This is a genomic window from Rossellomorea sp. RS05, from assembly GCF_039822645.1.
Lineage (GTDB): Bacteria > Bacillota > Bacilli > Bacillales > Bacillaceae_B > Rossellomorea > Rossellomorea marisflavi_B.
Genome location: NZ_JBDKWY010000001.1, coordinates 852,562 through 877,224, shown reverse-complemented (window position 1 = coordinate 877,224; position 24,663 = coordinate 852,562). Strand labels below are relative to the sequence as shown.

The following is a 24,663-nucleotide window of genomic DNA, read 5'->3' as shown; positions in this document are numbered from 1 at the left end:
ACAGCACCTCTACATAAGTAGGGGTGTTTTTGTATGCATTCACACGACATAAACTTGTTCAGCAAAAAGGATAACGCTTACAAGCGTAGAATCTATAGGATAGATATCCATCTGTGCATCGCATCATTCAAGCCCTGGAAAGAGGGCCATCGAGGGGGAAGACGATGTACGCAACGACCGGAACGATGTTTGATCAGAGTGTGGAGAAATACCGGAACCAGGAAGCGATCGTAGAGGTGAAAAGTGGACGGCGGATGACTTACGGACAATGGCAGGAAAGAGTCCACCAGGTGTGCAGTGCACTTCAGGCAGAAGGAGTGAGGAAGGGGGACAGGGTTTCGACCTTTCTGTATAATACCGAGATGCTCGCGACCGTTTATTTTGCCTGTGGGAAGATCGGGGCCATCATCAACCCGATCAACTTTCGACTTAATTCAGATGAATTGGCCTTCATCATGCATGACGCCGAACCAAAAGTGTTCCTATTCGAAGAAGCACTTCAAACCGTCGTGGAAGGGATAGCACCGGATTTCGGTCAAACCGTCTTCTGGTATGAAGGGGGGAATCCGCCTGCCTTTTCAAAGCGAGTGAGGGACATGGCCTTTTCGACTCAATTTGAAAGGGTGGAAGTGGATGAAAATGATCCGTATGCGATGATGTATACGAGTGGGACCACGGGAAGGCCGAAAGGAGTGCTTCATCGCCACCGTGATGTGATGGAACAGGCGTTGATCCTGACGGGTGTCATGGGATACCGGTCGGGTGATGCGGGATTGGTCACGGCTCCGATGTTTCATTGTGCTGAACTCCATTGTGCCTTCGTACCGAGGGTACTCGCAGGCGCAAAGAACGTCATCCTTCATCAATTCGATCCAAAGCGTGTTCTAGAAACAATTGAACGGGAAGGCATTACGACTCTTTTTGCAGCTCCTACCATGTGGAGTATGATGCTCGAAGAGGAGACCTCCCACTATAACACCTCGAGTCTACGTAATGGGCTCTATGGAGCGGCACCCATGGCACCTAGTCTTGTAAGGAAACTTCACGATGAACTAAAGATCGAGCTGATACAGGCCTACGGACAAACAGAAATGGGCCCGGCAATTGCGTTCCTTCTACCCCATGAACAACTTATCAAGGCAGGTGCGGCAGGAAAAGCGGCCTATCATCATGAGATACGGGTCGTTAAACCAGAGACGACGGGACCGGCAGAACCGGGGGATGTCTGTGCGGTGGGTGAAATTGGTGAAATCATCGTGAAGGGGTCGTGCACGATGATCGGGTACCATGGCCGATCGGAAGCAACGAAACACGCTTTATATAAAGGATGGTATCATACCGGAGACCTTGGATATGTTGACCGAGAAGGATACCTTTATATCGCCGACCGAATCGACGATATGATCATTTCCGGAGGGGAAAATATCTATCCAAGGGAAGTCGAGGATGCCTTGCATGCCCATGAGGGAGTAGGGGATGTCGCGGTCCTTGGTACACCGGATGAAAAATGGGGGGAAGTGGTCACGGCCGTCATTGTCCCTAAGTCGAACACGTTGACGGCTCAAGAATTGGATGACTATTTGAAGAATGGAAAGGCTCTTGCAGGCTATAAACGCCCGCGGAACTATCGCTTCACCCCGTCACTTCCACGAAACGCCAGTGGGAAGATCCAAAAATTCTTGTTGAAAGAGAACCTGTCAAATGAGTTACACATTAATTAATACTATAATAATATTATGTAAACTGAAATAGAATTCCATCATCTTTTCCTGAACATGATACAATGAAATGTACCATGTATTGAAAGAAGTGAAAAATATGATCACCTACCAGAATCTTCACCATGTCAGTTTGGCTGTGACCGATCTCGAAAGGTCTAAGAAGTTCTACAAGGATGTTCTGTGCCTGGAAGAGACCGAACGTCCGGAGTTTGGCTTTCCAGGTGCTTGGTACGCCATAGGGAACCAGCAGCTCCATTTGATCGTCCATCCGACCTCTCAAACGATACGGGATGAGAAGGTGCTATCAAGTAGGGAAGGCCATTTTGCCCTAAGGGTGGACGATTACGACAGAACCTCGACATGGCTCAAGGAACACGGAGTTGAAATCATGGAAAAACCTCATTCAAAAAGCGGATTTGCCCAAATTTTTTGTCAAGATCCCGATGGGAATCTGATTGAATTGAATGTAGATCAAAAAGATTTATGAAGGATCGAAAAAACCTCCCGCAGCTCAAAAGCAGGAGGTTTTTTCATTCAACGTATGATTCGGTCATGGCCTGCGATGAAATCACACATCCATTTGATCACCAGTCCGACAATGAACAAAAGAACGAAGGACGAGAAAGGATTCCAGTGATGGATTTGATAAAAATGAAAATGGACGAACATCGGCATACCTATAAATCCGATCAACGCACTGACCAGTAATAAAATGATCAGATAGGCCTTCCATTTGGTGAAATACTGGTAAACCAAAGCATATACCACCGGAATCGTCATAAAATCTACGGCATTGAAACTTTCAAGAAATCCTATGAATTGATAAGGGTAGCTCCAATAGCCGAAGTAGTTGCCAATTTCGTTCACGAGGGCAACCAGGAAGAAAGAAAATAGCAGGCAAAACGCACTCATGATAAAACGGGATCGGTCGATTAACACGATGAACACCAGAAAGAACAAGAGGTTTATGATGACAATAAACCACCAATGTCCGCTGAACAGGTTATCTTCCCTCCAGTAGGCCATTTCGGTCTGCATAAGTTGGTGCCGTGCTTCATTGACTGCATGCAAGGTCATCCTGATTACTCCTTTTTAGGAGTATCATGCACCTTAACGCTAGCAATTATACGAAATCAAGCGTTATCAATCAGAAAAAGCGGGTCCCTGTGAGAGGTTTCCCGCTTTCCAATTATTGCTTCACTTCTTTATATTCTTTTTCAGTGCCGTCAGGGAATGTCACTTCAAGTTCGAACTTTTCGTAATCATCCTTTAGAGAGAAGGTATCCTTCACTTGTTTCATGACGTCTTCATCCGAGGTATCTTTGTCAAATTCAAGCTTCTCAAGCATAGGCGTAATCTTATCCATGGCTTTATCCCCTGAAAGCTTTTCGTCATTCATGTCGTCCTGGAAACTCGCTTCCATTCCATCTTCATCGTTTTCGTAGTCCACCTCATAATCCTGATGATCGGCATAGTCCACATCAAGATCGAAGCTTGTGAAGGCGAATTTGTTATCCTGAGACGAATCAGTCATAGAATCATTTGAGGTATCATTATTGGCGCTCTCATTTTCCTTGGGCGCATCTTTCGGCGGGTCCTTGACTTCATCATTACTGCATCCAAACAGTAGAAGTGAGGCAACGAATGCTGGTATGACAGCAGTTTTCAATTTCATGGTCTTCTTCCTCCATTCGATGAGTTTCTCTTAGTATACCCTGATGTTGAATCGTGAATCCCCGATTGTAAGCTTTCGTGCTTTTGTACCATGGGTTGAAAGAGTGAAGGGAATATGCTACTATATCCTAGGAAAATAAATACGTTGTATAACCTCAATAATATGGTTTGAGGGTCTCTACCAGGAACCGATAAATCCTGATTACAAAATTCTTTGCCTTTCATTTTGTAATCAGGATTTTTTGTGTTGTCATTTTCTGTGCAAAATGGAAGGCGTACAGAAAGGTGAGGGAATATGAACTGGAGAGTGTATGTATTGGCTGCATCCACATTTGCAGTCGGACTGGTCGAATTGATTGTCGGAGGAATTCTTCCGAATATAGCGGAGGGACTTGATATATCCCTAGGGAAAGCAGGTCAGCTCATCACGGTGTTTGCACTGGCCTACGCTATTTCGGCGCCGTTATTGTTGTCCTTGACGGCCAAGGTGGAGAGAAAGAAGCTGTACCTTATGGCACTTTCAGTCTTTACCGTGGGAAATATCATTACGTTTTTCAGCACTGATTTTACTTTAGTCATCATCGCCCGGATCATTACAGCCATGAGTACGGCTCTCGTGGTGGTCCTGTCCTTGACCATTGCGGCAAAACTCGTGGATCCTAGTCACCGAGCAAAGGCATTGGGCCTTGTTTTTGTCGGAATCAGCTCTTCCCTGGTCCTCGGTGTGCCGATCGGGATTTTCATGACAGAGACACTGGGTTGGCGATCGACATTCCTCGGGATCGCAATGCTATCAGCCATCTCTATTGTACTGAACGCGTTTCTTCTGGAGAAGATGCCGGTCGAAAAGGTGACGCCTCTGAAAGAACAATTCAAAGCGATCCTGCATCCTAAGGTATTCTCTGGACATCTTATCAGCTTATTCATGCTGGCTGGGCATTATATGTTTTATGCCTATTTTACACCCTATCTGATTGAGACATTTGATAGTTCACCAAAGGCCATCTCGATATTTTATCTGCTGATCGGACTTGCATCCGTATGCGGGAACTGGGTGGGGGGCTGGCTGAGCGACCGCATCGGGTCAAAGTCCATCGTCCTTGTAACGGTCCTGTTTGCCCTCGTCCTGTTTGCGATTCCGTTCACTACAGGGTTCATGCCGCTCTTCGTCGTCATGACCATCCTATGGGGTGGCCTCAGCTGGGCCCTTACTCCGGCACTTCAAAATTATCTGATCCAAACCGCACCTGAAACGTCGGATATTCAGCAAAGCATCAATACGTCTGCCCTGCAGGTTGGTATATCCGTAGGATCGGCACTAGGAGGTGCTGTCGTCAGCGTATCCCATGATGTATCGCACCTCGCAAGCTTCGGATCCATTTTAGTGGTGTTCGCCATCTTCAGCGCCCTTTTCTCGTTGAGACATGCCCCTTTGAAACGGAACGATTCGTTAAAGCAAGTTGGCTGATCATGACCCGCATCGTGGATGCGGGTTATTTTTTGTTGAAAAATAGAGGAAGCAGTCGAATCCGGGTCGAAGTGATACAAGGAAGGTTGTAGAAAGGATTGGTGAAACATGAATCGCTTCCTGAAACGATTGTCTCTGGAAAAACCCATCATCCAGGCTCCGATGGCTGGAGGGATAACCACGACGGAAATGGTGAAAGCGGCCATGGACGGGGGCATCCTCGGAAGTTTGGCTTCAGGATATTTGGCCCCCCAGACACTTGAAGAACAGATCCGGATCGTTTCTGACCATTCGGATCGTCCCTATCAAGTAAATGTATTCGTACCCGGCAATGAGAAGATCCCCGAAGATTCAGAAGTGGACCCTTGGGTGGCAAGAGTCCCTGCATCACATAAAAGGGGGAATTTCATGACGATTGAGGAACAGTGGGCGGATTTTTACAAGAAGATCGATCTGATTCTTCAGTATAAAGTAAAGATGTGTTCATTCACGTTCCAACTGCCTCCTGTCAAGGTTGTACAACAATTGAAGAATGAAGGATGCATCCTGATGGGAACAGCTTCCACCGTGAATGAAGCTGTGCTGATGGAAGAAAGGGGCATGGACATGGTGTGCATGCAGGGGAGCGAAGCCGGTGGCCATCGGGGAGGTTTCTTTAAGGAGAATGGAGACTCCTCTATCGGGCTGATTGCCTTGATCCCACAGACGGTAGATGCCATCGATATCCCTGTCATTGCTGCAGGGGGCATCACCGATTACAGGGGATTGAATGCCGCAATGGCATTGGGCGCCGAAGGCGTTCAGGTCGGAACTCCTTTCATCCTCTGTAAGGAGAGCGGAGCCCACCATGTCCATAAGCAACGGATCTTAGAGGCCAATGGTGCAGAAACAAGAGTGACTTCTTTGTTCACTGGAAGGAAGGCAAGAGGGGTCGTAAATAAATGGATGATGGAGAACGAAGGGTATGAACAATCGGTTCTTCCTTATCCTCATCAACACGTCTTGACTAAACCCATGAGACAAGAAGCCGCTCAGGCAAATGATCCTGCCCGCATGTCTCTGTGGGCTGGCCAGGGAATCGGTTCATTGGGCAAAGAGAGAACCGTAAAAGAAGTAATTGCCAAATTTGATGAAACGGAGGGGGGTGTATGATCATTATGATCAATGGAGCATTCGGTGCAGGGAAAACTACGCTCGCCAACTCCCTTTGCAAAGAGCTCCCCGGCAGTATGATCTTTGATCCGGAGGAAGTGGGGTATATGCTCAGGAATGTGATCCCGGAGGAAAGGAAAAGGCTCGAAGCTCCTGAGGGGGATTTTCAAGATCTGGACTTGTGGAGAGAACTGACTGTTGAAGTTGGAGGCCGCCTGTTCGAGAGGTATCGGACCGACCTGATCGTACCCATGACCATCCGCAAGCAAGAATATCTGACGGCCATAACCGAAGGCTTCAAGCAAAAGGGACAGGAAGTCATGCATTTCTGTCTCATGGCGTCTAAAGAGACCATCCATGGGCGCCTGCGGAGTCGGGGCGAGGAAGAGGGTAACTGGTGTTTCATGCAAACGGATGCCTGCCTTCTTGCCTATGAAACAGGGGAATTCGGTACATATTTGGAAACAGAGGATAAGACAATTGAAGAATTGACATCTGTCATCGTGGGAACCCTGCAGAAGCAAACTTCTAAAGGATGAGGATATATGGTTGTCCCGGTACCTGTATGAAAGATGAAAAAATAGGTTAATGGGAGAGGAAAAGGATGAAACTTGTAATGATCATTGGACCCCAGGCTGTCGGTAAGATGACAGTCGGGCAAGAACTTGCAAAGATCACCGGTTTGAAGTTATTCCATAATCATATGACCATCGACCTTGTAGGGAATTTCTTTGATTATGGAAGTACGGAAGGAAAGCGGCTTGTCAAATTGTTCCGACATGAGCTATTTGATGCCATCTCCAAAAGTGATTTGGATGGATTGATTTTTACATTCGTGTGGGCATTTGATATAAAGGAAGATTGGGACTACATAGAGAGCATCTCCACAATGTTCTCATCCCGGGGAGGCTCCGTATTCTATGTGGAGCTCGAAGCAGGTGTCCAGGAAAGATTAAATCGGAACAAAAGTGAAAACAGACTCAACCACAAACCATCCAACAGGGATATTGATTGGTCAGAAACTGACCTGTTGGATTCCATGACTACCTACCGATTGAACTCCATTGAAGGAGAACTGAGCGGGGACAATTATATACGCATCGATAACTCTGCGTTGAGCGCAGCAGAGACGGCTGAAATAATAAAGCATCGTTTTGATCTTTAGTTTCATATGATGATACGAAGTGAGTATCTCTCTAACAAGTGAGGTACGCTCCATCATTCATGACCCGTTCAGAATAAAAGGATTGTGGGTGATGAGGATGATCGCGAAAGGGTGATCAGATGAATGGCCAACGATTCAGGCTTCTTTTTGTAGGGAGCCTATTGCTTCTCACCATCCTCCCGTTAACGCTGATGACCATCCATCAAAACGGAGAGAAGAAAGATGCCTTTCTGGAATTCGCACGATCCTATGCATCTCTGGATCGTGAGGTTGTCAAAGCGGTTGAAGAGTATCGGACGGTGCAGGGGACTGATGATGCCGCCGATGCCGCATCCGGTGCAGGTGCTGCGGCAAGCGAAGGCATTTCAGCTATGTGGGAACTTGATTCACCTGAAAATCTCCCATCTGATGTGAAAGATCAAGTGCAACAAGCGCTGAGCTCCATAAAGGATTCCTATCATTCAATCAAATTCGAAATGGACACTGTGCATCATCAGGTAACCAATCCCAACGTTCCCTTTCTTGAAACACAAGTCGAGTATTTTGGTTATGTGGCGGATAGGGAAAGAAAAGCTTCAAGGGAGTCCTTGATCAAAGCAGGAAATAGCCTCGGAGTTGCGAGGGAAGAAATGATGAAGATTTTAGGGGAATGAAAAAGATCAGAGCGTGGCTCTGATCTTTTTCATGCATTATGAATGTGAGACGGTCTTTTCTATGAATCTTGCAAGATAGTCGCTGACGCCATTTTCATCACATGATAAAGTGGTGACTTCATCCACCACATCCTTGATATGATCTTTGGCATTATGCATGGCCACGGAGTGTGTCACAAAGTCAAACATTTGAAGATCATTGTCGCTGTCTCCAATGGCGAGTGTGCCTTCGTTTTTCAGTCCGAAATGTTGGAGCATTTCTCTGATTCCTGACGCCTTATTAACATCCGCCACCATCAGTTCAAGGTTGTGATTGGATGACTTCGAAAGGGTGAAGTCGGTGTCCTTTTTCATTTCTTGAAGGACATCTCCCCATTTTTGAATCTTTTCCTGGGTACGTGCAAAGAAATAAAATTTAGAGAATCCTTTTCCTTCCAGGTCTTCCCTGAAGGAGATCTCTTCATTAACGGCTTTCTTGCGTGATAACCATTCATTTTCTTCTACTCCACCGGGTTTCGGTTCCGCCACTTCCTTGAGTACATACTCCTGATCCTGCTTCAATGTAATACGTGGGGCGCCGTAAGGGAACACCTCGTAATAGATCTCATGGTTTCTCGCTTGTGCAATGACGTCTTCCACAAGTCCTAGTGACAGGGAATGCTCAAAAACCGGTGTATCGCCCACATAGCCTGCCATTCCGTTGGATGTAATGAATCCATCCACTTTGAATCCTTCCGGCAGCATGGCTTCAATCTCATCATAGGCTCTTCCAGTAGCGATGAACACCTTGATTCCTTGAGCTCTTAAAGCATCGATGGTTTCCTTCGTCTGCACACTTACTTTATTTTGGGAACTCAATATGGTCCCATCCATATCCAAAAAGATGGTTTTCGGTTTATTTGACATACTAACTCCTCCTGTAATTTTGCAAATTTACTGTGGTTCTAATCAATATATAGGAAACGTAAATACTATTCAAAGATAATGAATGCTTTTTAACATTGTAACTGAATCCATGGATGTTTGCATCGAATGAGAAGATTTTTTCCAGTTTGATTGTCATCTGGTATAAAATGAAAGAGATTGAAAGGGGGACAGCGCCATGCTCGATGAAATGATCCAATCGTTAGTGAAGTGACATTCCCATGGACGCACGATGATCGGCATCGATGGATTGGGCGGGTCTGGAAAAACTAGCCTGGCCCAACGCATTCATGGGAATCTGCTGACAGGACCCCGACAGACGGTCCTCATCCACCTTGATGATCATATCGTCCCATCATGCTACCGGTACGGCACCGGCAGGCCCCAGTGGCAGGAGTATTATGAGCTTTAATGGGATGTCGCTGGCCTTAAGCACACCTTATTTGATTTACTCACATCACAACATCTTCTTTTCCACGTTCCGTTTTACGATAAACATTCGGATAGTATTATCCAAAAACAGCTGGATGTTGAGGAAGATGCAGTAGTGCTCGTAGAAGGTGCTTTCCTTCAAAGACCAGAATGGATCGAGTATTTTAATGCTGTCATCTTTGTGGACTGTCCTTTTCACATCAGAAAGGGCAGGGTGACCAGTCGCGACGGGTATTTGGGCGATGAAGCAGCAATTCTGAAGGCATATGAAAACCGCTATTGGCCAGCAGAAGACTACTACATGGCCACGATCAGGCCGAAGGAACAAGCAACATTTTGCTACATACACAATGAACGGAGGGAGTATCCATGCGACAACTAAGAATTGGAATGGTCGGTCTCGGAGGAATTGCCCAGAAGGCGTATTTGCCCCTTCTATCAAGAGAAACCGGGTGGGAATTGGCAGGGATTTATACACCGGATCAAAGGAAGCGAAACCGGATCAGCAAGGAGTATCGATTTAAAGCATTCAATCATCTTGACCATCTAGCGGAGGAATGCGATGCGGCATTTGTACATAGTTCGACTGATTCACATTACGAAGTGGTATCAGCACTTATGCAAAAGGGTCTCGATGTATATGTGGACAAGCCATTGGCAGCTACGGTAGAAGAGTCGGAGCAGTTGGTCGAAGAGAGCGTGAAGTCAGGAAGGAAGCTGATGGTTGGATTCAACAGACGATTCGCTCCCCTTTACGTCCAGGCCAAGGCCATGGCTGGAACACCTGCCTGGGTGAGGTTCGATAAGCATCGCCTGGATGATATCGGTCCAGCATCATTTGAATTCACCATGCTCGACGATTATCTTCATCTGGTCGATACGATCCGCTGGCTGAATGACGATGGCAATATGACAGTCGGTGGTGGAGCAATGGCAATCAATGAATCCAATGAACTGATTCATGCAAGGCACACCTTTCAATCTTCACTTGGTACACAATACTCTACAGGTATGCATCGAAGGGTGGGAACACAGCGTGAGACGTTGGAGCTCATATCGGATGGACGCATCTTGACCGTATCAGATATGAATGTCCTCGAGGTGGAAGAAGGAGGGAGAAGGATAGTCACCAAGCCTTCTTCCTGGGATACCATCCTCAAGCAGCGGGGATTTGAAGATGCCGTCATGCATTTCATTCAGAGTGTGATAGGAGACACGCCTCCTTGTATTGGAGGAGAGCAGGCACTTGAAAGCCAATATGTGCTGGAAGGGCTACTCAAGGATCATTGATCAATACGAACCAACTGTGAGAAGTCTACAAAACATGAGAAGAGTATCTTAACAAAGGTGGATGACATGTCCAAAATTGATAGTATGTTAGCGATTCTATGGATGCTCCGTTCAGGTGAGAAAGTGACGGCGAAACAAATATCAGAAAAGTTAGAGATGAATATTAGGACGGTGTATCGTTATATCGATACCATTTCAACAAGTGGAGTACCGATCATTTCAGAATCAGGACCTAACGGCGGGTATACGTTATTGAACCACTTTATGGAGGCTCCTCTCTTTTTTGATGTTGGAGAACAAACGTCACTGTTTCACGCTGCCGTTTTTGCAGAGGAAGCGGGATATTATGGTGGTGAACCGCTAAAAAGAGCTATTTCAAAACTAAGTAAACACTCAAATCAAGAGCAGGAAAGAATGGTAAACCACCATGTGACCAGCCTTGAAGTCTTACGTCCATTACGACCGCCCTCACTTGAACCGTTTTTGAAAGAGTTGGAGCATGCCATAGCTGAAGGGTACTCAGTAAACATGGTTTACCATAAAAGTAGGGAGCAACAAAAACATGAGAGAGTGGTCGACCCATACAAAATGCTCTATTGGAACAATAAATGGTATGTGATTGGATTTTGTCATCATAGAAGTGACCTCCGCAGTTTTCGAGTCGATCGGATTGAGCGTATATGGTTAACCGAAAAGACGTTTAGCAGACCAGAAGACTTTTCAGCACGTGACTTTTTCATGAAAAATCTCCTTCCGACGATAAATGGAAAGGAAGGAATCACTCGTATGGTGATCATTGGGAATAAAAATACGCTGAATGATGTTTGCCAGCATTGGTTTTTAGGACATTATGTGCAGGAAAGGGAACCAAAGAAAGCTGTGTTTCTTCTTGAAACTGACATCGTACATACCCATATCCCTAATCTGCTATTACCGTATGGAAAATCGATTCAAATTATTGAGCCGGTTAGTCTGAAAAAAAGGATTGTAGAGGTTTTATCGGAATATATAACATTTCATCAAGAATAATGACATCCCTGACAGTAGCTGTCAGGGATGTCCCTTTATAATAGGCTATATCAATGGTGATGGGAGTGTTATGAAATGCAAACAAGCGTTTATCTTTATGTATTCAACACAATGTCAGACTGGGAATATGGTTATTTGATTGCCGAACTAAACACGGGGCGATACTTCAAAAAAGGTCGTAAACCGCTACAAGTAGTGACAGTAGGAGCAACGAAAGAAAGGATTACGACGATGGGAGGTCTGAGCATCATACCAGATCTTTCCTTGGATGCGTGCATGGTTGAAAGAGAGGACCTGTTCATTTTACCTGGAGGGACTAGTTGGGGAGAATCCATTCATCAGCCAATATTGAAAAAAATCGGTGAAGCTTTAGAGCTTGGGACGATGGTCGCGGCCATTTGTGGTGCCACTGAAGCTCTTGCTAATATGGGATACCTGGATTCCAGAAAGCACACAGGCAATGACGCAGACTATATGAAAATGGTCTGTCCGAATTATCAGGGAGAAGGGCATTATGAGATGGGGCCAGTCGTATCCGATGGTAATCTGGTTACTGCTTCAGGTGTAGCTCCCCTGGAATTTGCGAGGGAGGTTCTGGAAAAAGCAGATGTATTTGCACCGGCTACATTACAGTCATGGTATCAACTAAATATGACCCAGAAACCTGAACACTTCTTCGGGCTAATGAATTCAATCAAAGCATGAGGTGAAAAGCCAGTCAGCGGATTTGTATCAGCATTCAAAATCCACGCTTTGACATTGTCTAAGCGTGGTTTTGAATGCTTTTTGTGTGTGAACAGTCTGCATTGATCTGTACAGTAAAGGACGAGGGTTGGGTACCTTCAGAACGCTTTATGGCATCTCCTTGAGAGAGGTGCCAATCTCAAAAACCGAATACCGGATCCGTCTCCATCAGCTCCTGTACGGTGACAAACTGATACCCTTTTTCAGTCAAAGCAGATAAAATCGTTTCCAGCGCTTTAACGGTTTCCTTCCGATTCCCACCGGAATCATGGAGGAGGATGATGTCTCCGTTGTGGATATTCTCGAGAACATGGGCTGAAATGGCTTCGCTTGAACTTCCTGCCCAATCTTTCGGATCCTGATGCCATGACCAGAGGATGGGCAATAAATCCATTTCTTTCATCAAACCGAGCACAGGCATGGAAAGTTCGCCTCCAGGCGGCCTGAACAATTTTGGCCTGGTCCCCGGCTGGAACTGTAGTAGAAGTTCTTCCGTAGTGGATATTTCTTTTTCAATATCCCTCAGGGAAAGCGAGCTGAAGTTCGGATGCGTAAAAGAATGATTTCCGATTTCGTGTCCCTCTTTCACTTCCCTTTTTACGAGGTCAGGAAACCGTTCGATCCGCTCGCCTGTGAGGAAAAATGTTGCTTTTGCATCATAGTATTTCAAAATCTGGAGGATCTGCGGAGTATAAACAGGGTGGGGTCCATCATCGAACGTGATCGCCACTTTTTTGAAAGGCATGGGGACTTCCCAGATGACTTCTCCCTTCGGTTCGACCATGCTTCGCTCAACCTGCTGGGCATCTGCCGGTGCCGGAAGCATGATCAAGATCATCATTGACATCATCACTAGCCACTTTCTCATGAAATCATCTGCTTTCAATCGTTTTTCTTAGTATGGCTGAGTGTGGTCAAGGTATTCGGTAAGGAATAAGAATGAAAAGTGGTGCAGGACTTCATGTCCATGCACCACTTTTTTTGCTTTTCAGAAGGCATTCAATCACTTGATCGGGTCTGTCCAAGTGGATTTCATGATCACTGCCCTTGGCAATCACCATCTCGCCCTTTTTCGATAATCGACTTAATTCCTGCTGAAGTTCATGCCATCGTTGCTCATACCGGTAAGCTTCCTCCGCAGGGATGCCATGCTTGATAAAAGGCAGGGCCGATACCTCGGGGTCGCGGGCGATTATGGTGAGGGGCAGATCAGGAAAAGGTCCGGACTTCCTCATGGTCTCACTGCTATGTTCCCAAAGGGAAAATTCATCTGCGACAGTCTGATACAGGAGGGGAGAGGTCAAGAAAGCTTTCATCTCTTCAACAGAATCAGATGGGATCTCATTTGTGAGCTCAGCTTGAGTTTTGTTACTGTGGACCTTGTTTGCTTCAATCATTTGTTCAAGGGCAATATACGAATTCAACACGGGTGTTCCCAATTCATAAAGTGTCATGAAGTTCTTGGATGTGGAATCGACCAATATGAGATGTTTTACCAGGTGAGGGAACAAGCGAGTGAAATGCTGGGCACATAAACCACCGTAGGAATGGCCCAAAAGGGTAAATGGGACGTTGACCTCCAATGATAGAAGAAGCTCGTGCAGCTCCACGGCAATGGATGTGGTATCCCTGGGTCGTATTGATTCAGGGCTTTTGCCGTATCCTTGGCGGTGATACAACAGAATGCGGTAGTCGCTGGCAAGATGTTCACATAAGGAACGCCACTCATAGTAAGGACATCCGATTCCCGTCTCGATCACGAGGTGATCTTTCCCAGTGCCGATCCATTCATATTCTATTTTAATGGTTGTTCAGCTCCTTTTTGAATGTGATCAAAGAAAAATCCCGCCCCGAGAGGCAGGATGTAGATCATTTTAGATCAAACCGGTCTGCATTCATGACTTTGACCCAAGCCGAGACAAAATCACGAACGAATTTTTCTTTCGTATCGTCTTGCGCATACACTTCGGCGATGGCACGCAGTTCCGAATTGGATCCAAATACGAGATCGAATCGAGAAGCAGTCCATACGATCTCACCTGTATGACGGTCTCGTCCTTCATATTCATTGAAAGCAACACGTTTCCATTCCACTCCCATATCGAGGAGGTTGACGAAGAAGTCCGGCGACAGGCGTCCAGGCTGCTTAGTGAAAAGGCCACTCTTGCTTGACCCATAATTTGCTCCTAGCGAGCGCATTCCTCCGATCAACACAGTTATTTCAGGGGCACTCAATCCAAGCAGCTGCGCTTTGTCAACGAGCATTTCTTCTGGAGAGATGGAGTATTCCTGCTTTTGATAGTTACGGAAACCGTCCGAAACCGGCTTCAGGACGTCGAAGCTCTCTTCATCGGTTTGTTCAGGGGTTGCATCACCACGTCCAGGGGAGAACGGGATCTGTACGTCGAAGCCTCCGTCTTTGACTGCTTTTTCTACTGCAGCGGTACCACCAAGGACAATCAGGTCGGCGATGCTCACCTTTTTATGGAATGTGCTTTGGATGTCTTCATACACGTTCAACACATTTTGGAGAAGGTCAGGTTCATTCACTTCCCAGTCTTTTTGAGGGGAGAGGCGAATGCGTGCACCGTTGGCTCCGCCGCGCATATCCGAACCCCTGAAGGTGGATGCAGAAGCCCATGCCGTCTTGACCAGTTCGCTAGTGCTCAATCCTGAAGCCAGAATCTTTGATTTCAGCTCTTCAATCTCTGAATCGGAGAGTTCATAATCCACTGCCGGTACAGGGTCTTGCCAGATTAGCTCCTCACTCGGAACTTCAGGACCAAGATATCTGACTTTTGGCCCCATATCCCTGTGAAGGAGTTTGAACCAGGCACGTGCAAAAGCATCAGCAAACTCGTCTGGATTGGAATGGAATCGGCGGGAGATCTTTTCATAGGCTGGATCTTCCCTGAGTGCCATGTCCGCAGTCGTCATCATGGTCTTCACTTTGACCGATGGGTCTTCGGCATCGGGTGCCATATGCTCTTCGCCCATATCCACCGGCGTCCATTGATATGCTCCTGCAGCACTTTTGGTAAGCTCCCACTCATAGCCGAATAAAAGGTCGAAATACCCGTTATCCCACGTTGTCGGATGGGTCGTCCAGGCACCGTCGACTCCGCTCGAAATCGTATCACGGCCCTTGCCGCTTCCGTAGCTGCTGAGCCAACCGAGTCCTTGGTTCTCAAGTGTAGCTGCCTCAGGATCATCCCCGACGTGTGAAGGGTCTCCTGCACCGTGGGCTTTACCGAATGTATGCCCGCCAGCGACGAGTGCAACCGTCTCTTCATCGTTCATGGCCATCCTGCCGAAGGTATCCCGGATATCCCGGGCACTGCCTTTTGGATCAGGCTTCCCGTTCGGTCCTTCAGGATTGACATAGATAAGTCCCATCTGAACTGCTGCAAGGGGATCTTCCAGTTCACGATCTCCCGAGTAGCGGTTGTCTGCGAGCCACTCTTTCTCCGTGCCCCAATATACATCTTCCTCTGCATGCCAAATGTCTTCCCGGCCACCTGCAAAACCGAACGTCTTCAACCCCATGGATTCTAATGCCACATTACCCGTCAGGACGAGAAGATCCGCCCAAGAGATTTTGTTCCCGTATTTGCGCTTGATCGGCCAGAGTAACCTGCGTGCCTTGTCGAGGTTCACATTATCCGGCCAGCTGTTAAGCGGGGCAAATCGCTGGGAACCCGATGCTCCGCCGCCTCGTCCATCCGATGTCCGGTATGTACCTGCCGCGTGCCAAGACATGCGGATGAAGAAGGGACCATAATGCCCATAATCTGCTGGCCACCAATCCTGGCTATCGGTCATGAGGGAGTGGAGGTCCTTTTTCAATGCTTCGTAGTCCAGCTTGGCAAATTCTTGACGATAATCGAAATCTTCTCCATAAGGGTTCGACTTCCGATCGTGCTGACGAAGGACATTCAGATTAAGCTGATTTGGCCACCATTCCTTATTCGTCGTTCCTCGTGGTGACCTTGACGTCGTTATGGCACTATCCTTGTGGTGGGTGACGGGACATTGTCCCGCTGCGCTATGTTTTTTCTGATCAGGTTTTTGATTGTGATCCATCGACCATTCTCCTTTCAAAATAAGGGGTTGAAATAGGGGTGGAACTCATAATTTGTGAAAAATTTGAAAATTAGAATTATTCTTAATTACTATTATAAGCCAGGCTGTTCCCGAAAGAAAGCGGTAACTATGAATGGGTGAACATTTCTTTTAAGGGAGAGAGAAACACCCCATAAAGGGGAGAGGAAGGGTCACCTTTATGGGGTTAGTGAAAAAGCTATAAGGTTATCAACTAAATATCAGCCATTCATATGCAACGGTCAAGGAGAAGATAAAGTAAGGGGAACCGGTTCATTGCTTCCATCGATAGCTTCGTAAAGGTAAATAGAGCCGGAAGGGGGGGCAGGGTCATTCTCATGGCTGATGAAATCTCCCCCTAAGGCGACCGTCCATCTGGCTTCGTCATTCTCAGTCAGCACGACAGCCAGGGTACCGAACTGCACGATATTCTCCCATGAATAGCGTTCGACTTCATCCTCATGCTTAACGGTGAGACCCTCAGTGGTGCTAGTAAGAATAAAATCTTCGCCTTTCCATGTTCCCGGAAAGGATAGTGCCACATTCGTGTAGGAGGAACCTTGACCACGATCTCCGAATGTGCCGATGAATTGATGAATAGAACCATCTTCTGCGTGGTAGGTTGCTGCGACAATATCTTGTTCAATCCATTTCACCTTCGCATTTCCTTTCATTGGAAAAGGGAGCGTTTCTTTTGGTTTGACAAATGGTCCAAAATAGGGTCTGTAATAGACGGTTTCACCCGTTTGCCGATCTTGTTTCAACACAAAATAGGTCTTCCAGTCCGGTGAGAGGGAAACCAATTCATTGATATCCTTCATGTGACGGAATAAAAGGACCCCGTGTAAAAGGATGAATATGGTCGCAATCCCTAAAACGAACGCCTTCCCATTTCTTTTCAACTCCATTAGTAAAATCAGTGCCACCGTTGCAAAGACCACGATAAAAGTGATGAGGAGATAGAAGAGTCGATCGTCTGCATATTCAATCCCCCATCTTAAGCGGAGGATCAGGTAAAGTCCTTGGAATAGGAAGAGAATAACCGAAAAGGCAAAACAACACCATCCCATAACCAGCTTACCTTTATTCATCTGCATCCACCTCGTTTTGGAATGACCAAGAGAGACCATTATCCTTAGATATGAATTTTCCTTTCACTTTCCCCCCTTTGTAATCGCCGCTAGATCCCTGATTTACCAACAGAACCAAGTCAGTCCCTTCTACATAGGGAGTTTCAGCAGTGGTAAAGATGAGATCGTACTCATCAGGTATCTCAATACTCGCTGATACCCAGGATTGTCCCCCATCTTGGGTGACATAAAGGTCGGGTTCTTCTGGATTTAGGATCCCATAAGATAAAAAACCGGTATTCTCGTCAATGAAATTCCCGTCGTACAGCAGGCGATAGTGATCCGGGTGGGACACCTCCGTCCATGTTTCTCCACTGTCATGCGTCATAAATACCTTCGTTGCTTCTGAGGACATGGTCCTCTCGCCGGTATACACTACATAGCCTTCATTTTCATTGAGGAAATCCACTTTCCTGAAGCGGGGAGCTGTCATCCTGCCTATATCTGCATCTTTCCATGTATCTCCCTGGTCAAGGGAATAAAGCAGCTTTACACGTTGATCGTCCGCTCCTTCTACATACAGAAAGGCAGCGCGATCTTCAGATAGGAAAAAGCTGTGTTCGATCAGCTCGTTCTCCTGTCCATTGTATTCCCCGCCAAAAAGGTCTTCGATTCCGATTGGTACGCGGGACCAATGCTCTCCGTCATCATAGGTGATTTTAAGCTCACCTGCTAGGGCGTAACCAATAGGACCATTTGATTCAATCGGTTGAAGGGTATCGTCGTTTTCCGGAGGAGATTTTTGCTTCGGAGGCGTTCCTATTTCTGATGGCAAGTGGGTAGAGGGAGCGGTTTCGAACAGGTAGGTACCGACTGCGATACCGATGCCCAGTAAGGAGGCAGTTCCTCCAATAATAATCTTTTTCATGATTCAAGGCTCCTTTTTCTAGTGTTCAGATCCCTATTTTACCATTTAGGAAAACATATGTGACCAATGATAAGAAATATGGACGAGGAAATACTAAAAGCACCTTGAAAAATGTTTGTGAAACACATCACTTGAAATGCAATCCATGATGGTTTATATTAATTGACGTGTCAACGATTGAAGGGAAATGAGATGAAATATCCTTGAAATCAGAGGAATATTTTCATATGAGCTCTTCTCTTGCATTGAACGCTTAAATGTTTTATAGTGTTTGATGTATCAATTATTGACCCGTCAATTAATTGTGGAATTTACTCTCAACCAAGAAAGGAACATCACACATGAAACCTAATGATTTCAACGATATTGTTTTAAACCGACGCTCCATCAAGAGGTATGATCCGGAAGTGAAGATCAGCCGTGACGAAATGGAGCAGATCCTTACCGAGGCTAGCCGCGCTCCTTCTTCTGTCAATATGCAGCCTTGGAGATTCATGGTCGTCGATACACCGGAAGGGAAAGAAAAGCTTGCTCAAATGGCACGATTCAATAAAGAACAAGTAAACACGTCAGCAGCTGTCGTGGCTGTCTTCGGAGATATGAAAAATATCGAGAATGCAGATGTGATTTATGACAAAGCGGTTGAGCTCGGCTATATGCCCCAGGACATCAAAGACATGCAGCTCGGGAAAATTAAAGCACATTATGATAACCAACTTGAAAATGATCTACGAGATGTAGTACTGATCGATGCAGGACTTGTTTCCATGCAGCTGATGCTCGTGGCACGTGCCCACGGCTACGACACGAATCCGATCGGCGGCTATGAGAAAGACATCATCGCAGAAGAATTCGGACTCGACAAAGACCGTTACGTTCCGATCATGCTCATATCCATGGGTAAAGCAGCTGATGAAGGATATCCTTCTTATCGCTTGCCTGTTAATGATATCACTTTCTGGAAATAAAATGGGGGAATGACCTTATGACATCCAAAACCATTGTGATTACCGGAGCATCATCGGGAATCGGGAAGGCCACCGCCCGCTACTTTGCTGAAAATGGCTGGAATGTGGCGGCCACCATGCGATCTCCGGAAAAAGAGATTGAACTTAAGAAAAACGGGAATATACAGATATACCGGCTGGATGTAACGGATCATGGGAGCATTGAAGCTGCCAGAGATCAAATCCTATCCGACTATCCCAAAGTGCATGCCGTACTCAATAATGCAGGCTTCGGGCTGATGGGCCCGTTTGAACTTGCAGAGGATGATCAGATTAGAAAGCAGTTCGAGGTCAATGTATTCGGGCTCTTTGAAGTCACAAAAGCGTTTCTTCCTCATTTCAGGAAGAATAAAGATGGAATGTTCATTAACGTATCATCCCTGGGCGGACGAGTTGCCTTTCCATATTTGAGTCTGTATCATTCCACCAAGTGGGCGGTAGAAGGTTTTACTGAATCCCTTGGCTTTGAATTGAGCCAGCTCGGTATCAAGGCTAAGCTTATTGAACCAGGGGGAGTGGCCACTGATTTTGATGGTCGTTCATTGGAGAAAACGTCATCTGAAACCATAAAGGATTATGATGCTGGAATGGGCGCTTTCCAGGACCGGTTCGTCTCCAATATCGAATCAAGTGAACCCATCACCATCGCGAAGGTCGTTTTTGAAGCAGCTACCGACGGCACAGACCGCATACGCTATGCTGCAGGTCAAGATGCCATTCAGGCCCTTAAGGCACGCGAACAATCAGGGGACGAGGCGTTCATTAAGGTGACTAAAGAACGTTCTTTTGGTAAATAACAATCAAAGAGGAAATCAACAACAGGAGGGAATCATTATGTATCAAGATCTAAAAGATAAAGTAGTCGTTATTACAGGTGCGTCCAAAGGATTGGGCCGCGCCATGGCCGTACGTTTCGGACAAGAGCAATCAAAAGTTGTCATCAACTACCGCAGTAAGGAAGAAGAAGCTCTTGAAGTTAAAAAGGAAGTAGAAGAAGCGGGTGGCCAAGCCATCATCGTACATGGTGATGTGTCAAAAGAGGCCGATGTGATCAATCTTGTCCAAACGGCTGTTAAAGAATTCGGTACATTGGATATCATGATCAACAACGCAGGCTTTGAAAATCCTGTGGCATCACATGAGCTATCATTGGATAACTGGCAGGCGGTCATTGATACGAACCTGACGGGAGCATTCCTCGGAAGCCGTGAAGCCATCAAGTATTGGGTTGAAAATGACATCAAAGGGAACGTCATCAACATGTCTTCCGTACATGAGATGATTCCTTGGCCGTTATTCGTCCACTATGCAGCAAGTAAAGGCGGCATGAAACTGATGACCGAAACACTCGCTCTTGAATATGCTCCAAAGGGTATCCGCGTGAACAATATTGGACCAGGTGCCATGGATACGCCGATCAATGCAGAGAAATTCAATGATCCAGAACAACGTGCAGACGTTGAAAGCATGATCCCGATGGGCTACATCGGTAAACCGGAAGAAGTATCTTCCGTAGCGGCCTTCCTCGCTTCTGAGCAAGCAAGCTATGTGACCGGTGTAACCCTGTTCGTCGACGGTGGAATGACTAAATACCCTTCTTTCCAAGCTGGAAGAGGCTAAATAGTAAAAATCCGAAACCTCCCTTTTATATGGGGAGGTTTCGGATTTTTGTTTACACCCATAATAGCAAGGGTATCGAAAAAAGGACTCTACGTGAATATGGGTAAAAAGCAGCAAAGGGGCATTCTCATATGAGAATGCCCCTTATTAATAAACTCGGGATGTATACTACATTGTATAACCGTATTGTCGATGGAGTTCATGTAGTTCTTTACACAAACGTAGAAAATCGTCTTTGTTTTTCTCGCATAGGGCACGGTCAATTTCCTGTTCAATCTTCTCTTTACGGAAATTCAGCAGAGCCTCGTCCAGGATCATTTCAGCTAGTAAAGAGTGGATACTGCTTTCATCAGACTGCGGTGAGTTCAACAAATGCCTCTTCATGACTATCAGCTCCTTGACCTTTTTTCTATTATACAATAATTTTACATAATATTCAAACAAATTGATTCGTATTCTATATAAGCTTAAAAAAGCCCATATCATCAATCACGCCCCTGTTCAAGGTCACGCTTTTAATATGAGCCCGGGAGGCATGTCAACACCTCCCATCATTTATACTACGATATGAAACGCGTTTCATAGCAAGCCCCTTCATAATAAAATGAGAAACCAAGGGAACTTCCTTGCGTGGTCTTACGATAACCTGTATCGTTGAGGAAAAGGAGTGAGGAACGTGAGTGAAGCCATATCCACTATAGACTATCGAGAGGTCATCGAATATTCACTCGAGCCTGTCATCATCCATACAGATTATCAGATCCTGTATATCAACCGTGCAGCAGAATCGTTCTTCAGGACGACGAAGGAAGGGGTTATCGGTCTGAGTCCCCTTGATATATTCCAGGATTCATCGAGGGAGGCAATAAAAGAACGGATCCAGTCTGCCTATAGCAAACCGGCTGAGGTCATTGAAGAGCTTCTTTATCGTATGGACGGTACCACGGTCGAAGCCGAACTGTATTGCCACCCTGTCACTGTGGCAGGCAAACAGGCAATTCAGTCCTACATACGCGATATAGGTTGGAAACGCGAAGCCAATCAAAGGCAGGTTGAGTTGATCAAGGAAATCAATGAACTATCTGCGACTGTCGTCCCCTTGCTTGATGATATCGCCATCCTTCCGATAACAGGAAAGATTGATCATGATAAAGCAGTGGCCCTGTTGGATCTCATTCCGGTAAAAGTCAGGGAGCAGCAGATTACATACCTGATCATCGACTTCTCCGGAATGTATTCTGTGGATAATCTTGTGATTGACACGCTGTTTAAAGTTCATTATGTATTGGGACTTCTTGGGGTCGGCACATTCATAACGGGACTGCGCCCCGAGCTCGTACTCGAAGCATTGAACCTGGATATCGATCTTTCAAGCCTGCCTGTCACATGGAGCGTCAAAGAAGCCTTGGATATCCTGGAGGTCAAGCATGAGGTCCAGACGTCGTGAATCTGTGATAATCAAACTATAATATGATTAAATCAAATTATATAGGTAATACTGATAGTACATCTTGCTCAAACACATAGCAAAGCCCCGTGCATATACGGGGCTTTTTTTTTATGGAGATGATGTGTAGGGAACACTCCTTCACTCAATAGGATCCATTCCTACCTAGCTTCTTTTTATCAAGGAAATAAGCCGTTAAGGCAGCAGTGATGGGAATGGCAAGGGCCATGCCAATGGCAGAGGAGCCTATGAAGATCATTTCAGAGCTGAACACTTTCGAATTGACGATCTCACCCAGTGAGTACTTCAAATCCTTGAACCATAGTAAGAGGCCCATATATCCTCCAAAGAAGGCAAAGAATAGCGTATTCGCGCTTGTCCCTAGAATATCACGACCGATACTCATCCCAGATGCAAAAAGAGAACGGCGATCAATATCTGGATTATGATGTTTGATTTCCTGCATGGGAGAGGAAATGGCAATGGTCAGATCGATGATGGCTCCGATGGTACTCATGAGGATCATGGCTGCACCGATCTTGACGAAGTCCACCCCTACATAAAGAGAGTATGGTGAAAGTTCTTCAATTTCTTCTTCCCCGAACCCCTGAATCATCGCCTGATTTGTAAACAAAAGGATAAAGACGAGAAGGATGCAAGTGGTTACAATGGTAGCAAGGAAAGCAGTGATCGTCTTGGTTCCCCATCTGCTGATGTAGAATAACGTGATGGAACTGATCAGTGCGGAAGCAAATAAGGTGATGACGACAGGATTGGCTCCCGGGTTGTTCATGATGATGATTGAAAGGATCAGCACGGTGAAATTGAGAAAAAGGGCAACAAAGGATCGCGCCCCTTTTTTACCTCCCACAGCCGTCATGAGTATAAAGAGAATGACAGCAAGGATGAATTGAACAGTCATGATACGGCCCTCCTCTTATTGATAAAATAGATGGAGACGGCTATCCCGATGGGTATCGCAAGGACGATGCCAATCCCACCCGTCAGGGCACGGGCAAGCTCCAAAGAGAGATTCATCGACAAAGTGAAACCAAGCGGTGAGGCATTCTTGAAATAGAGAATCAGCATCGGCATAGCACCGCTGATATAGACAAAAAACATGATATTTGTCATCGTCCCCATGATGTCCCGTCCGATTTCCAAGCCAGCATCTTTTAATGCCTTTGTACTGATTGAAGGATTCTTTTCATAGAGGGTGAAAATGGATGAAGAAAGGGTAATGGCCACATCCATGATGGCACCCAGACAGCCCACAAGGATCCCAGCCATAAATACGGTCTCGGTCGGCCTGGTCAGAAACTGCATCTCCTCATAACGGAGCCCGTTTGCTGCTGTAGATTTGATGACAATGAAACTGATGACCAAGGTCACAAACGTGGCGACTAGCGTGGAAATGACCGCGGCATAGGTTTTCCGGTTAAACCCGTTTACCAACAGGAGCGAGATGGAACTGAACAGGACGACAGCCAAACCGCAAGCTGCAAGCAATCCGATCCGGTCATTGCTCAAATAGATATCAAGAGCGAATGAAAGGATGACGGCATTGATGCAAAGGGTTCCGAGAGAATAGAATCCTTGGCGCTTTCCGACCAGGACCATTAGGAAAATGAAAACCCATGCGATGATGATGAGGGATGTGTCACGCTTCACGTCATCTATGGATCCCTTTAATTGACCCTGTCCATCTGGATCGTTGATAGAGACAAACAAGTCATTTCCCGGTTTGTATTCTTGATCATACGCCTTGGAGGTCGAGAACGTATTGCTTAAGAGAATGTCTTTTCCTTTCTCTGGACCGTTCTTCACCGTTGCATGGACTTCCTGTTCATGCAGCATATCTTTGTTCCCATTGATGTCGGTGATATCCCGTGTACCGGTCACTTTCACATCGGTCACTTCCGCAATCGGTCGATCATAATAGTTTTCATTATGGTGTACAAAGTAGATGGACGTAACGCATAGTACAATTAAAGCAATGTAGAGTATCCACTTTTTTAGGTTGATTTGTTTTTTACGATTCATATTTCCTTCATCACTCCTGAGTTGAAAAGACGTCTATTATTATTCCACAACTTCTTTTTTCAAGCAAAGAAACATTCAGCGCTTGTAGGAAAGGGAAAAAAATGGACCTTACCCAACGGAGCTCTCGTCTATAATCTGCCTGAGGACGGTAGATAAAGACTAGTCTACTTGTGACCGCGTTATCTGCTGGACAGA

27 protein-coding genes and 1 riboswitch are annotated in these 24,663 nt (G+C 46.0%); of the genes, 16 read left to right on the top strand and 11 right to left on the bottom strand.

Annotated elements, in window-relative coordinates:
• The first annotated feature begins 164 nt into the window (after positions 1-164).
• Both ABJ225_RS04510 and ABJ225_RS04505 read left to right on the top strand, forming a co-directional pair.
• A complete protein-coding gene (locus tag ABJ225_RS04510; RefSeq protein ID WP_347318683.1) occupies positions 165-1,721 on the top strand; it encodes a long-chain-fatty-acid--CoA ligase in 1,557 nt (518 codons plus the stop codon).
• A 97-nt stretch (positions 1,722-1,818) separates the two neighbouring features.
• Positions 1,819-2,208 (top strand): VOC family protein, encoded by a 390-nt coding sequence (locus tag ABJ225_RS04505; protein ID WP_218247707.1) that lies wholly within the window; start codon positions 1,819-1,821, stop codon positions 2,206-2,208.
• A gap of 47 nt (positions 2,209-2,255) precedes the next feature.
• Here ABJ225_RS04505 and ABJ225_RS04500 read toward each other — a convergent pair whose 3' ends face one another.
• A complete protein-coding gene (locus tag ABJ225_RS04500; protein WP_218247677.1) occupies positions 2,256-2,798 on the bottom strand; it encodes a CBO0543 family protein in 543 nt (180 codons plus the stop codon).
• Between the two features lie 112 nt (positions 2,799-2,910).
• Positions 2,911-3,396, bottom strand: a complete 486-nt coding sequence (locus tag ABJ225_RS04495) for a YusW family protein (RefSeq protein ID WP_218247678.1) — start codon at positions 3,394-3,396, stop codon at positions 2,911-2,913.
• 124 nt (positions 3,397-3,520) lie between these two features.
• Positions 3,521-3,620: riboswitch (purine riboswitch) on the top strand.
• A gap of 70 nt (positions 3,621-3,690) precedes the next feature.
• Here ABJ225_RS04495 and ABJ225_RS04490 point away from each other — a divergent pair.
• The 5 genes from ABJ225_RS04490 (at position 3,691) to ABJ225_RS04470 (ending at position 7,833) form a co-directional block, all read left to right on the top strand.
• Positions 3,691-4,863 carry an MFS transporter gene (locus ABJ225_RS04490; RefSeq protein ID WP_218247679.1) on the top strand — a complete coding sequence of 391 codons (1,173 nt, stop codon included), beginning with the start codon at positions 3,691-3,693 and terminating at the stop codon, positions 4,861-4,863.
• 108 nt (positions 4,864-4,971) lie between these two features.
• The gene (locus tag ABJ225_RS04485) at positions 4,972-6,015 is read left to right on the top strand and encodes a nitronate monooxygenase (protein ID WP_347318680.1); all 1,044 of its coding nucleotides are present in this window, start codon (positions 4,972-4,974) and stop codon (positions 6,013-6,015) included.
• Positions 6,012-6,554 carry an AAA family ATPase gene (locus tag ABJ225_RS04480; RefSeq protein WP_218247681.1) on the top strand — a complete coding sequence of 181 codons (543 nt, stop codon included), beginning with the start codon at positions 6,012-6,014 and terminating at the stop codon, positions 6,552-6,554. The genes ABJ225_RS04485 and ABJ225_RS04480 overlap by 4 nt, the downstream gene beginning before the upstream one ends.
• 65 nt (positions 6,555-6,619) lie before the next feature.
• Entirely contained in the window at positions 6,620-7,180 is a 561-nt protein-coding gene (locus ABJ225_RS04475) for an AAA family ATPase (RefSeq protein WP_347318678.1), read from the top strand.
• 119 nt (positions 7,181-7,299) lie between these two features.
• Complete coding sequence (locus ABJ225_RS04470; protein ID WP_347318676.1) at positions 7,300-7,833, top strand: hypothetical protein; 534 nt, start codon at positions 7,300-7,302, stop codon at positions 7,831-7,833.
• Between the two features lie 36 nt (positions 7,834-7,869).
• Here ABJ225_RS04470 and ABJ225_RS04465 read toward each other — a convergent pair whose 3' ends face one another.
• Positions 7,870-8,739, bottom strand: coding sequence for a Cof-type HAD-IIB family hydrolase (locus tag ABJ225_RS04465; RefSeq protein ID WP_347318674.1), 870 nt, complete (start codon positions 8,737-8,739; stop codon positions 7,870-7,872).
• A 250-nt stretch (positions 8,740-8,989) separates the two neighbouring features.
• On the opposite strand from ABJ225_RS04465, the gene ABJ225_RS04460 reads away from it, so the two are divergent.
• The 5 genes from ABJ225_RS04460 to ABJ225_RS04440 all read left to right on the top strand — a co-directional run bounded on the left by ABJ225_RS04460 (position 8,990) and on the right by ABJ225_RS04440 (position 12,213).
• Positions 8,990-9,169 (top strand): nucleoside/nucleotide kinase family protein, encoded by a 180-nt coding sequence (locus ABJ225_RS04460; protein WP_347318672.1) that lies wholly within the window; start codon positions 8,990-8,992, stop codon positions 9,167-9,169.
• A gap of 135 nt (positions 9,170-9,304) precedes the next feature.
• Entirely contained in the window at positions 9,305-9,571 is a 267-nt protein-coding gene (locus ABJ225_RS04455; RefSeq protein WP_218247686.1) for a nucleoside/nucleotide kinase family protein, read from the top strand.
• On the top strand, positions 9,559-10,479 hold the full coding sequence (locus ABJ225_RS04450) for a Gfo/Idh/MocA family protein (protein WP_347318670.1): 921 nt from the start codon (positions 9,559-9,561) through the stop codon (positions 10,477-10,479). The genes ABJ225_RS04455 and ABJ225_RS04450 overlap by 13 nt, the downstream gene beginning before the upstream one ends.
• Before the next feature lie 66 nt (positions 10,480-10,545).
• A complete protein-coding gene (locus ABJ225_RS04445; RefSeq protein ID WP_347318668.1) occupies positions 10,546-11,508 on the top strand; it encodes a helix-turn-helix transcriptional regulator in 963 nt (320 codons plus the stop codon).
• A gap of 75 nt (positions 11,509-11,583) precedes the next feature.
• Positions 11,584-12,213, top strand: a complete 630-nt coding sequence (locus ABJ225_RS04440; protein ID WP_347318666.1) for a type 1 glutamine amidotransferase family protein — start codon at positions 11,584-11,586, stop codon at positions 12,211-12,213.
• 178 nt (positions 12,214-12,391) lie between these two features.
• Here the strand turns inward: ABJ225_RS04440 and ABJ225_RS04435 are convergent, their stop codons facing one another.
• The 5 genes from ABJ225_RS04435 to ABJ225_RS04415 form a co-directional block, all read right to left on the bottom strand.
• On the bottom strand, positions 12,392-13,120 hold the full coding sequence (locus ABJ225_RS04435; protein WP_347318664.1) for a polysaccharide deacetylase family protein: 729 nt from the start codon (positions 13,118-13,120) through the stop codon (positions 12,392-12,394).
• A gap of 91 nt (positions 13,121-13,211) precedes the next feature.
• Positions 13,212-14,012: an alpha/beta hydrolase gene (locus ABJ225_RS04430; protein ID WP_347318662.1), complete on the bottom strand. Its 801-nt coding sequence runs from the start codon at positions 14,010-14,012 to the stop codon at positions 13,212-13,214.
• A 109-nt stretch (positions 14,013-14,121) separates the two neighbouring features.
• The gene (katG, locus tag ABJ225_RS04425; protein WP_347318660.1) at positions 14,122-16,335 is read right to left on the bottom strand and encodes a catalase/peroxidase HPI; all 2,214 of its coding nucleotides are present in this window, start codon (positions 16,333-16,335) and stop codon (positions 14,122-14,124) included.
• Between the two features lie 260 nt (positions 16,336-16,595).
• Positions 16,596-17,444: a hypothetical protein gene (locus ABJ225_RS04420; protein ID WP_347318658.1), complete on the bottom strand. Its 849-nt coding sequence runs from the start codon at positions 17,442-17,444 to the stop codon at positions 16,596-16,598.
• Entirely contained in the window at positions 17,437-18,351 is a 915-nt protein-coding gene (locus ABJ225_RS04415) for a WD40/YVTN/BNR-like repeat-containing protein (RefSeq protein ID WP_347318656.1), read from the bottom strand. Before ABJ225_RS04415 ends, ABJ225_RS04420 begins: the two co-directional genes overlap by 8 nt.
• Before the next feature lie 341 nt (positions 18,352-18,692).
• Between ABJ225_RS04415 and ABJ225_RS04410 the strand changes: the two genes are divergently transcribed.
• Genes ABJ225_RS04410 through ABJ225_RS04400 form a run of 3 tightly spaced genes read left to right on the top strand, consistent with a single transcriptional unit; the run spans position 18,693 to position 20,978 of the window.
• Positions 18,693-19,319, top strand: coding sequence for a nitroreductase family protein (locus tag ABJ225_RS04410; RefSeq protein ID WP_218247694.1), 627 nt, complete (start codon positions 18,693-18,695; stop codon positions 19,317-19,319).
• A 17-nt stretch (positions 19,320-19,336) separates the two neighbouring features.
• Entirely contained in the window at positions 19,337-20,155 is an 819-nt protein-coding gene (locus tag ABJ225_RS04405; RefSeq protein ID WP_347318654.1) for an SDR family oxidoreductase, read from the top strand.
• Positions 20,156-20,192: 37 nt separating this feature from the next.
• Complete coding sequence (locus tag ABJ225_RS04400) at positions 20,193-20,978, top strand: glucose 1-dehydrogenase (protein ID WP_053427006.1); 786 nt, start codon at positions 20,193-20,195, stop codon at positions 20,976-20,978.
• A gap of 168 nt (positions 20,979-21,146) precedes the next feature.
• Here the strand turns inward: ABJ225_RS04400 and ABJ225_RS04395 are convergent, their stop codons facing one another.
• Positions 21,147-21,362: an IDEAL domain-containing protein gene (locus ABJ225_RS04395; RefSeq protein WP_218247697.1), complete on the bottom strand. Its 216-nt coding sequence runs from the start codon at positions 21,360-21,362 to the stop codon at positions 21,147-21,149.
• A 292-nt stretch (positions 21,363-21,654) separates the two neighbouring features.
• Between ABJ225_RS04395 and ABJ225_RS04390 the strand changes: the two genes are divergently transcribed.
• Positions 21,655-22,425, top strand: coding sequence for a PAS domain S-box protein (locus ABJ225_RS04390; protein ID WP_218247698.1), 771 nt, complete (start codon positions 21,655-21,657; stop codon positions 22,423-22,425).
• 145 nt (positions 22,426-22,570) lie between these two features.
• On the opposite strand, the gene ABJ225_RS04385 is transcribed toward ABJ225_RS04390, so the two are convergent.
• Together ABJ225_RS04385 and ABJ225_RS04380 are read right to left on the bottom strand one after the other, a co-directional pair.
• On the bottom strand, positions 22,571-23,347 hold the full coding sequence (locus tag ABJ225_RS04385) for a YibE/F family protein (RefSeq protein ID WP_347318651.1): 777 nt from the start codon (positions 23,345-23,347) through the stop codon (positions 22,571-22,573).
• Positions 23,344-24,468: a YibE/F family protein gene (locus ABJ225_RS04380; RefSeq protein WP_347318649.1), complete on the bottom strand. Its 1,125-nt coding sequence runs from the start codon at positions 24,466-24,468 to the stop codon at positions 23,344-23,346. Before ABJ225_RS04380 ends, ABJ225_RS04385 begins: the two co-directional genes overlap by 4 nt.
• Positions 24,469-24,663 lie beyond the last annotated feature (195 nt).

What these genes read in the sequence shown, in the direction of transcription:
- ABJ225_RS04510 (WP_347318683.1), top strand. Translation starts at nt 165, where the DNA reads ATGTACGCAACGACCGGAACGATGTTTGATCAGAGTGTGGAGAAATAC.
- ABJ225_RS04505 (WP_218247707.1), top strand. Translation starts at nt 1,819, where the DNA reads ATGATCACCTACCAGAATCTTCACCATGTCAGTTTGGCTGTGACCGAT.
- ABJ225_RS04500 (WP_218247677.1), bottom strand. Translation starts at nt 2,798, where the DNA reads ATGACCTTGCATGCAGTCAATGAAGCACGGCACCAACTTATGCAGACC.
- ABJ225_RS04495 (WP_218247678.1), bottom strand. Translation starts at nt 3,396, where the DNA reads ATGAAATTGAAAACTGCTGTCATACCAGCATTCGTTGCCTCACTTCTA.
- ABJ225_RS04490 (WP_218247679.1), top strand. Translation starts at nt 3,691, where the DNA reads ATGAACTGGAGAGTGTATGTATTGGCTGCATCCACATTTGCAGTCGGA.
- ABJ225_RS04485 (WP_347318680.1), top strand. Translation starts at nt 4,972, where the DNA reads ATGAATCGCTTCCTGAAACGATTGTCTCTGGAAAAACCCATCATCCAG.
- ABJ225_RS04480 (WP_218247681.1), top strand. Translation starts at nt 6,012, where the DNA reads ATGATCATTATGATCAATGGAGCATTCGGTGCAGGGAAAACTACGCTC.
- ABJ225_RS04475 (WP_347318678.1), top strand. Translation starts at nt 6,620, where the DNA reads ATGAAACTTGTAATGATCATTGGACCCCAGGCTGTCGGTAAGATGACA.
- ABJ225_RS04470 (WP_347318676.1), top strand. Translation starts at nt 7,300, where the DNA reads ATGAATGGCCAACGATTCAGGCTTCTTTTTGTAGGGAGCCTATTGCTT.
- ABJ225_RS04465 (WP_347318674.1), bottom strand. Translation starts at nt 8,739, where the DNA reads ATGTCAAATAAACCGAAAACCATCTTTTTGGATATGGATGGGACCATA.
- ABJ225_RS04460 (WP_347318672.1), top strand. Translation starts at nt 8,990, where the DNA reads ATGATCGGCATCGATGGATTGGGCGGGTCTGGAAAAACTAGCCTGGCC.
- ABJ225_RS04450 (WP_347318670.1), top strand. Translation starts at nt 9,559, where the DNA reads ATGCGACAACTAAGAATTGGAATGGTCGGTCTCGGAGGAATTGCCCAG.
- ABJ225_RS04445 (WP_347318668.1), top strand. Translation starts at nt 10,546, where the DNA reads ATGTCCAAAATTGATAGTATGTTAGCGATTCTATGGATGCTCCGTTCA.
- ABJ225_RS04440 (WP_347318666.1), top strand. Translation starts at nt 11,584, where the DNA reads ATGCAAACAAGCGTTTATCTTTATGTATTCAACACAATGTCAGACTGG.
- ABJ225_RS04435 (WP_347318664.1), bottom strand. Translation starts at nt 13,120, where the DNA reads ATGAGAAAGTGGCTAGTGATGATGTCAATGATGATCTTGATCATGCTT.
- katG (WP_347318660.1), bottom strand. Translation starts at nt 16,335, where the DNA reads ATGGATCACAATCAAAAACCTGATCAGAAAAAACATAGCGCAGCGGGA.
- ABJ225_RS04420 (WP_347318658.1), bottom strand. Translation starts at nt 17,444, where the DNA reads ATGAATAAAGGTAAGCTGGTTATGGGATGGTGTTGTTTTGCCTTTTCG.
- ABJ225_RS04415 (WP_347318656.1), bottom strand. Translation starts at nt 18,351, where the DNA reads ATGAAAAAGATTATTATTGGAGGAACTGCCTCCTTACTGGGCATCGGT.
- ABJ225_RS04410 (WP_218247694.1), top strand. Translation starts at nt 18,693, where the DNA reads ATGAAACCTAATGATTTCAACGATATTGTTTTAAACCGACGCTCCATC.
- ABJ225_RS04405 (WP_347318654.1), top strand. Translation starts at nt 19,337, where the DNA reads ATGACATCCAAAACCATTGTGATTACCGGAGCATCATCGGGAATCGGG.
- ABJ225_RS04400 (WP_053427006.1), top strand. Translation starts at nt 20,193, where the DNA reads ATGTATCAAGATCTAAAAGATAAAGTAGTCGTTATTACAGGTGCGTCC.
- ABJ225_RS04395 (WP_218247697.1), bottom strand. Translation starts at nt 21,362, where the DNA reads ATGAAGAGGCATTTGTTGAACTCACCGCAGTCTGATGAAAGCAGTATC.
- ABJ225_RS04385 (WP_347318651.1), bottom strand. Translation starts at nt 23,347, where the DNA reads ATGACTGTTCAATTCATCCTTGCTGTCATTCTCTTTATACTCATGACG.
- ABJ225_RS04380 (WP_347318649.1), bottom strand. Translation starts at nt 24,468, where the DNA reads ATGAATCGTAAAAAACAAATCAACCTAAAAAAGTGGATACTCTACATT.